7 protein-coding genes and 1 tRNA gene are annotated in these 7,640 nt (G+C 63.2%); 7 read left to right on the top strand and 1 reads right to left on the bottom strand.

Going from position 1 to position 7,640, the window contains the following annotated elements:
- The 5 genes from KDH09_03845 to KDH09_03825 form a co-directional block, all read left to right on the top strand.
- The coding region (locus KDH09_03845; GenBank protein MCB0218801.1) for a hypothetical protein at positions 1–724 on the top strand (724 nt) is incomplete at its 5' end.
- Complete coding sequence (gene pbpC, locus KDH09_03840) at positions 721–3,078, top strand: penicillin-binding protein 1C (GenBank protein MCB0218800.1); 2,358 nt, start codon at positions 721–723, stop codon at positions 3,076–3,078. The genes KDH09_03845 and pbpC, both read left to right, overlap by 4 nt.
- Before the next feature lie 93 nt (positions 3,079–3,171).
- Positions 3,172–3,483, top strand: a complete 312-nt coding sequence (locus tag KDH09_03835) for a helix-turn-helix transcriptional regulator (protein ID MCB0218799.1) — start codon at positions 3,172–3,174, stop codon at positions 3,481–3,483.
- A 50-nt stretch (positions 3,484–3,533) separates the two neighbouring features.
- The gene (locus tag KDH09_03830) at positions 3,534–3,959 is read left to right on the top strand and encodes a helix-turn-helix domain-containing protein (protein ID MCB0218798.1); all 426 of its coding nucleotides are present in this window, start codon (positions 3,534–3,536) and stop codon (positions 3,957–3,959) included.
- Complete coding sequence (locus KDH09_03825; GenBank protein MCB0218797.1) at positions 3,956–5,239, top strand: tyrosine-type recombinase/integrase; 1,284 nt, start codon at positions 3,956–3,958, stop codon at positions 5,237–5,239. The genes KDH09_03830 and KDH09_03825 overlap by 4 nt, the downstream gene beginning before the upstream one ends.
- Positions 5,240–5,317: 78 nt before the next feature.
- On the opposite strand, the gene KDH09_03820 is transcribed toward KDH09_03825, so the two are convergent.
- Positions 5,318–5,393: transfer RNA gene (locus KDH09_03820), tRNA-Gly, on the bottom strand.
- Between the two features lie 319 nt (positions 5,394–5,712).
- Here KDH09_03820 and KDH09_03815 point away from each other — a divergent pair.
- Both KDH09_03815 and KDH09_03810 read left to right on the top strand, forming a co-directional pair.
- Positions 5,713–7,002, top strand: a complete 1,290-nt coding sequence (locus tag KDH09_03815) for a citrate synthase (GenBank protein ID MCB0218796.1) — start codon at positions 5,713–5,715, stop codon at positions 7,000–7,002.
- Positions 7,003–7,079: 77 nt separating this feature from the next.
- Positions 7,080–7,640: pyruvate kinase (locus KDH09_03810; protein MCB0218795.1), on the top strand; the 561-nt coding region annotated here is incomplete at its 3' end.

Raw genomic sequence — 7,640 nt, 5'->3', positions numbered from 1 at the left:
GGAGCTGGGCTGGAGCCTCAGCGCGCTCGGGAAGATCGCCGGAAGCGGTTCCAGTGATTTCGACCCGCCGCAGCTCATGTTCGGGAAGAAAGAACTCCCGGCCGCAAGCAGTCCCAGGCAGAGCAGTGAACGCAGCTGGTCGGTCTACCGCGCCAGCGAATACCCGGACCTGACACTCAACGTCGGCGACACCGGCAAGGGCAAGCTCTACTTGATTCTCTCCAGCAAGGGTGTCCGCGAGAACGCGACCTACCAGCTCGGCGGGCATGATCTCGACATTCGGCGACGCTACTTCAAGCCCGACGGCACCGAGCTCAAGTTCCCCGGCTCCAAGGTGGGCCTTGGCGACCTGGTGTTCGTCGAGCTGACGCTCACCAACCAGACACGCGAGGACATTCGGAACGTCGCCCTGGTGGACCGTTTCCCCGCCGGTTGGGAGATTGAGAACCCGCGACTCGGGCGCGACAATGCCGTCAACTGGGTGCAGCAAAGCGAGCAATGGGAAATCGACTACATGAACATCCGCGATGAGCGCTTCGAGGTCTTCGGCGCGCTCAAGGCGCGCGAATCACGCAAGGTGGTCTACGCGCTCCGCGCCACGCTGGCGGGCTCCTATACGATCCCGCCCGTTGCCGCAGAAGCGATGTACGACCCCCAGCAATGGGCGCGGGTAGCGGGAACCGTCGTTGAGGTGAGCGGGCCTTGGGCCTCCTATCTCGAATAGTTCGCTCTCCACTGGGGGCAGTCGCACTTTTTGTGCTCGGGCTCTGCGCGGGCGTGGTTGCCGCAGCATGCCTCGTTCCGCTGCCTGAGCGGCTCCTCGCGGGGCCTTCCCGGGTCGTCTACTTCCGGGACGGCACGCCCGCATATGTAACGCTCTCGACCGATGACAAGTGGCGGATTCCCGTTTCCGTGGACGAAGTCGATCCCAACTATCTGGCTGCCCTGGTCGAGATCGAAGATGGCAGGTTCTGGTGGCATCCCGGAGTGGACCCGCTGGCGGTTGTCAGGGCGCTCTTCCAGAACGTCTCCGCAGGCGGCGTGGTATCGGGCGCCTCGACGCTGACCATGCAGCTCGTGCGCGTTCTCGAACCCCGGCCGCGCACCCTCAGCTCCAAGTTCATCGAGGCCCTGCGCGCGTTGCAACTGGAACTGCGCCTTTCCAAGCGGGAGATCCTCCACGCCTATCTGAGCTTCATCCCCTATGGGCGCAACATTGAAGGCCTTGAAGCCGCTTCGCTCGCCTACTTTGGCCATCGGGCGGATGCGCTCTCGCCTTCGGAGATCGCCACCCTTCTTGCGGTGCCGCAGAACCCAAACAGCCGCTACCCCACGAAGCCGCATGTTGCCAGGTTAACGGCTGCCCGCGATGCCATCCTCCGGCGCATGGGCGAGCGCGGCTGGCCGTGGCCCGCCGTTTCGGTGGAATCGACTCTCACCAAGGCCGCGCCCCATTCGCTGAAACCCTTCCCCCGTGAGGCGCCCCATGCCGCGCGCTGGCTTCTGGAAAACAATCCGCTGGAAGCGCGCATTCGCACGACACTCGATAAAACCACGCAACAATTCGCCGATGGCGTCTTAACCCGTGCCCGCGCGAGCCTTGCCGCGGACGGCATTTTCAACGGCGCCGTCGTCATCGCCGACCACCGGAGCGCGCGGATCGAGGCGCTGATCGGCAATTTCGAGTTTCTCGAAAACGACCACGGCGCCCAGATTGTCGGTTTCGACGTGCCGCGCTCGCCGGGCTCGCTGCTCAAGCCATTCATCTATGCATCCGCAATCGACCAGGGGATCGTTCTTCCGCAAACGCTGGTGGAGGACATCCCCGTTCACTACGGTTCCTATTCGCCCGAAAACTACGACCAGGAATTCCGGGGACTTGTGCGCATGGAAGAAGCCCTTTCCTGGTCGCTCAACGTCCCCTTCGTGAATCTGCTGGGAAGGGTTGGAGTCGAGCGATTCCTGGGCAGGCTGCAATCCATGGGCGTGCGAAGTCTTCGGAGCGAGCCGGGCTACTACGGCCTCTCAGCTGCCATCGGCGGCGTCGAGATCACCCCGCTCGAAATCGCCGGCCTCTTCGCGAGCCTGGCCAATCACGGCCGCTACCGGCATCTGGAACTGCTGCAACCCGCAAACAGTTCCGGATCTACTACTGAGACAGCCCCAGAGGGATTCTCCGCTTTTTCCGAAGGTGCCACCTATCTGACCCGGCAGACGCTCTCGCTCCGGGATCGCCCGGATTTTCCGGGACGACGTGATTACTCGGCCATGCCGCCGAGTATCCACTGGAAGACGGGCACGAGTTTCGGCCACCGCGATGCCTGGGCGTCGGGTTCGGGCCCCCGCTACACTGCTGTTGTCTGGCTCGGCAACTTCGACAACTCACCGAGCAACAGACTCGTCGGGGCCGATGCCGCCGGGCCGATTCTCTTCGACCTGCTGGAGGGACTCGCCTCCGCCGAGGATGCGAGCCACCGGGACTTGCCGCCGGCGGATCTCCGACCGGTCAGGCTCTGCGCTTATTCGGGTTACGTCCCCACCGATGCCTGCCCGCACGCGATGGAGGCCCTCGCCCGCGGCGAGAGCGTACCCTCGAAGCCCTGCCCCTTCCACACCCGACGGGAGATCGACCTCGAGACGGGCCACGCGCTGGGCCCGCTGTGCATGGAGGGCAGACGCCATGCGCCCCAGACCTTTCTGCGCTGGCCCGCGAACGTGCGCAGGTGGCTCAAGGACCGCTACCGCACCCTGCCCGAACCGCCCTCGTTTGCCCCCGAATGCAGGCGCCCCGCATCCGAGGGGCGCCCCGCAATCATCTCACCGCCTCCGGGACACGTGGTCTTTTTGATTGGCGGACGTTTGGCAACCGAGCAGGAAATCCCGCTCGAAGCCGAGGGCGCATCCGGCGCGCCGCTCAGCTGGTTCGTCGATGGGAAGTATCTCGGAAAAGCCTTGCCCGATGAGCGCCTGTGGTGGATTCCCGAGCCGGGCAAGCACCTGCTGCTGACCCAGAACGAACTGGGCGAATCCGATTCCAGGTGGATCGAAGTGCGGGCCGACCGGGCAGGAAGCAGGTAGGTCGCCCCGCTACCTGCTGGTTCAACGCAGTAGACTTTCCGCGCCCACCCAAGGTCTATTTTTGTTCACTCCGGAGTCCTGCATCCTGCGGACATGAAGACACCCATTCTGGGCCTCGCCCACCTCCGCAAGATCAAGGGTTTCTCCCAGAAGGAACTCGCCCATAAAACCGGCATCGTCCGCACGACACTCTCGCGCATCGAGAGCGGGCGCGTCAGGCCGAGCCTCTACGAAGTCCGCTGGATTGCCGAGGCGCTCGGTGCGGGCGAAGCCGAAGTCCTAGCCTCGCTCGAACCCATGAACGCGATCCTCTGGGTTCCCAAGTGCGAGCGACCCTCCGGAATGGAGAAATTCCTCCAATACCGTCACGGGACGACAAGTGATAATCCGTCAGGCGCCATCTAGAACAAGCATCTCCCCTTCTGGCCATGGCCCCTGAACCCTCAGAACCACTCATGTCCCTCGATCCCGGCGCCGATTCCCGGTCCGAGGCAATCGGTGTCATTCTCGCCGAACTCAGGGAACTGCGCGCATGGCTGCTCGCCCGCTCGCCGGGCCCGGTCTCTCCATCAGGCATCTCTACCAGCCCGATTGTCCCGGATTCCAATGCGAGGTATAAATACAAGCAGTCTTCTCAGTTCTTTGAAAATCGGATTCAAGTAGAGCACATCCTCAAGGAATATTTCGATGAGGAGGAGGCGGCCGAGTACCTACGTGCCTCGCCGGAAACAATCCGGCGTTACGCGAGGAGGAAGCTGCTTCCCTTTCATCAAGTGGGCCGCAGGCCGGTGTTCTCCAGAGCGGACCTCGACGCGTTCATGCGGCGCCAACGACGCGCATCGCAGTGGCCATCGGGTCCGGAGAGGAGAACCGGCCCATGAGCCAACTACTTCGACATTTTGAAATTCCATCCAATTACTTCCCTTCCGTCTCCGTGTACGAACGCACGGACGCGAAAATCCGGTACTGGCTGAACTACCGCCTGCCCGACGGCTACCGAAGGCGGGTACCCGTCGGGAACGACGGGCCGGAGGCCAGGAGGAGAGCCAAACACAAGGAAAAGGAACTCGCGCAGGGGCTCTTCGACCTGGAAGATTCCCGCCACGCGGTAGGCCGCCTCATCGAGGCGGAACCCTCGTTCAGCGAGGCCATCGAGTGGTATCTCTCGGCGACCGCCGAGAGAAAAACGCCCCGGACACTGGAAAACGAGCGTCACCAGCTCGGAAAAGCACTCGGCGAGTTCGAGAAACTCGGCGCGCGGGGATTTGCCGACATCGACGCCCGCATGGTCGAGGAATTCCGGGCCGTCACGGCGGCCTGGCGGACCCGGGGCGAGCTGAGCGTGTCCAGCGTCAACAACTGCCGCCGCCACGCCAAGCGGATTACCAAGGCGCTGGCGGCCCGGGGGAAAATCCTGAGCGATCCGCTCGCCACCCTGACATTCCTTCCGGCTTCGGCATCCGAGCAGAGCCGCAACGTCATCATCCCGCCGGAGGATATCGAGAAGCTGCTTTCGGTGGACTACGGCACGCTGGACATTCGGTACGACCTGAAGTCGCTGATCGGCTTCGCCCTACAGACCGGGATGCGCACCGGGGAGCTGCTTCACCTCGAATGGGACGATGTGGACTTGGAGAACGGCCTGGCGCGCGTCAGAACCAAGCCAGGCTGCCCCACCAAGCACGGCCTGGGATGGGCACCTAAGTGGCGCAAGGAACGCATCGTGCCACTTACCAAAGAGGCCCGGTGCATTCTCGGGCGAATGGACCGCTCCCGAACAACATCCGGGCGAGCCGGGAAAGGCGGCGAGTTGCACCCCGCCCGATTCATCTTCCCCAAGCGGGAGGGCAAGAAGAAGCCCGTCTGGACAAGGCTTGACCACCTCACCAAAGGCTGGGGCAAGGTGCTGGAGGCAGCGGGCCTCGAAGCAAAGGGCTATCTTTTCCGCGATCTTCGCACGACGACCAACACTCTGCTCACCGAGCACCTCGGATTCACACACAAGGAGGCATCCGAGATTCTCGGTAACTCGTCAGAGGTAAACGCCAGGCACTACACAGCAGTCCAGATCGAACTCGCGCGAGAGAAAATGCAACGGCTCCCCACGTTCGCGGCGGGGAAGCCCTCGCTGCGGATCGTGAGCGGCGGCGTGGAGAAATGACCCGATGTATTCCGGTCACGGTACGGTCACAGAGCGCAATTTTCTGAAAATGCGATCGACGTAAGTGTCTGAAAGAACTGGAGCGGGAGACGGGGTTCGAACCCGCGACCCTCAGCTTGGGAAGCTGATGCTCTACCAACTGAGCTACTCCCGCATTGGTAGAAAGGCATCTTCCAATTACGCCTGCCGCGCGCCCTTGTCAAGGGGCCGAAGCGCCGACTGAAAAACCGGCGAACCAACCCGTTCACACGCGAAAAACTGTTCTATTATTGCCGCTTTCGGCGCTTTGCCCACCGGGCCGGTGTGCGCTATGAAAGGGGCGGTCGCAGTCTGCGCCGAGCGGATTCCGTGACCACTCATCTGAGCCGCCGACTCCCACAGGTCCCTGGGGAGATCTCTAATCCGGCCCGGAAGCACCAGCAGAGCCGAAATCGCTGCCGCAATTGAGCTCCCTCAGGAGAGAGGACCGAAATATGCCTGAAGATACCCTGACGATCACCGACAACCGAACGGGCAAACAGTACACCCTGCCGATTACCGATGGCGCCATCCGGGCCCTCGATCTGCGCAAGATCAAGGTGGCCGAGGACGACTTCGGGATGATGACCTACGATCCGGCTTTCCAGAACACGGCCTCCTGCCGCAGCGAAGTGACCTTCATCGACGGCGCCAAGGGTATTCTCAATTACCGCGGCTACCCGATTGAACAACTGGCCGAGGACAGCAACTTCCTGGAAGTGGCCTACCTTCTGCTCCACGGCGAGCTGCCGGTGCAGCGCGATCTCGACGCATTTACCAGCGAGTGCATCCACCACACCTTCGTGCCCGAGACCCTCAAGAAGTTCATGGAGGGCTTCCGCTATGACGCCCACCCCATGGGGATGCTCCAGGGCACGGTCGCCGCGCTCTCGACCTTCTACCCCGAGGCGCGCAACGTCGATGACCCCGAGAACCGCTACCAGCAGATGATCCGGCTCATTGCCAAGATGCCGACCATCGCCGCCTTCTGTTACCGCCACGCCCACGGAATGCCGTATGTCTATCCCGACAACGAGCTTTCCTACACGGGCAATTTCCTGAACATGATCAAGCGCATCGCCGAGCCGCGCTACCAGCCCAACCCGGTGCTCGAGCGCGCCATGGACGTGCTCTTCATCCTGCACGCCGACCATGAACAGAACTGCTCGGCCAATGCCATGCGCAGCGTGGGCAGCTCCCACGTGGACCCCTACTCTGCCTGCTCGGCGGCCATCGCCGCCCTGTTCGGCCCGCTCCACGGCGGCGCCAACGAGGCCGTGCTCCGCATGCTCAAGGAGATCGGTTCGAAGGACCGGATTCCCGATGTCATCAAGCAGGTCAAGGCCGGCGAACGCAAGCTCATGGGCTTTGGCCACCGCGTCTACAAGAGCTACGACCCGCGCGCCAAGGTGATCAAGAAGCTCGCCGACGAGGTATTCGAGGTCACGGGCACCAACCCGCTGCTCGACATCGCGCTCGAACTCGAGAAGATCGCACTCGAGGACGAGTATTTCGTGGGCCGCAACCTCTACCCGAACGTCGACTTCTATTCGGGCCTGGTATACGACGCCATCGGCTTTAGCCAGGACTTCTTCCCGGTGCTCTTTGCCATCCCGCGCACCGCGGGCTGGCTCGCCCAGTGGAACGAGATGATGAACGACCCGGACCAGAAGATTGCCCGTCCGCGCCAGGTCTACGTGGGCTCAGGCCGCCGCGACTACGTGAAGGTCGCAGACCGCAAGTAAGCCCCCTCCAAAGCCACCCAAAAGAGCGCGGCCCAATCGGCCGCGCTCTTTTTCATTGGCTGCGCTACACTCTCCCCATGCGCGCGTGGAGCAAAACCAAGATCATCGCCACCCTGGGCCCTGCCAGCCAGGATGCGGCCACCATCGGCAAGCTGCTCGCCGCCGGGGCCGACTGCTTTCGCATCAACTTCTCCCATGGCGACGGCAAGTCCCTGCGCCCGCTCTATGAGAGCGCCCGCGCCGCGGCCGCTGAGGCCGGGCTTCCCATTCCGCTCCTGGCCGATATCCAGGGCCCCAAGCTGCGCATCGGAGACCTGCCCAGCGAGGGCGTGATGCTCCACTCGGGGGCGGAGTTTTCGCTCACAACGCGGGACGTGAGCGGCAGCGCCGCCGAGGTTCACACCCCGCACGAGGAACTCGTCGCCGATGTGCGCCCTGGCGCCGTGATCTACCTGGCCGACGGGACCATCCGGCTGCGGGTGGAGAGCGTTACGGACACCGATGTGAAGACCAGCGTGCTGACCGGCGGCGCGCTCTTCTCCCACAAGGGGATCAACGTGCCGGGCGTCTCGCTCTCGAGCATCCCGACGCTCACCGAAAAGGACGAGCGCGATCTCAGGTCCGTTGCCGACATGGGC

The sequence above is a fragment of the Chrysiogenia bacterium genome, assembly GCA_020434085.1.
In the GTDB taxonomy this organism is placed as follows: domain Bacteria; phylum JAGRBM01; class JAGRBM01; order JAGRBM01; family JAGRBM01; genus JAGRBM01.
This window is presented reverse-complemented; position numbering and strand designations above follow the sequence as displayed.

Bases quoted from the DNA above. Each gene is read 5' to 3' on its own strand.
- KDH09_03815 (MCB0218796.1), top strand. From the start codon at position 5,713: ATGCCTGAAGATACCCTGACGATCACCGACAACCGAACGGGCAAACAG.
- KDH09_03830 (MCB0218798.1), top strand. From the start codon at position 3,534: ATGTCCCTCGATCCCGGCGCCGATTCCCGGTCCGAGGCAATCGGTGTC.
- KDH09_03835 (MCB0218799.1), top strand. From the start codon at position 3,172: ATGAAGACACCCATTCTGGGCCTCGCCCACCTCCGCAAGATCAAGGGT.
- KDH09_03825 (MCB0218797.1), top strand. From the start codon at position 3,956: ATGAGCCAACTACTTCGACATTTTGAAATTCCATCCAATTACTTCCCT.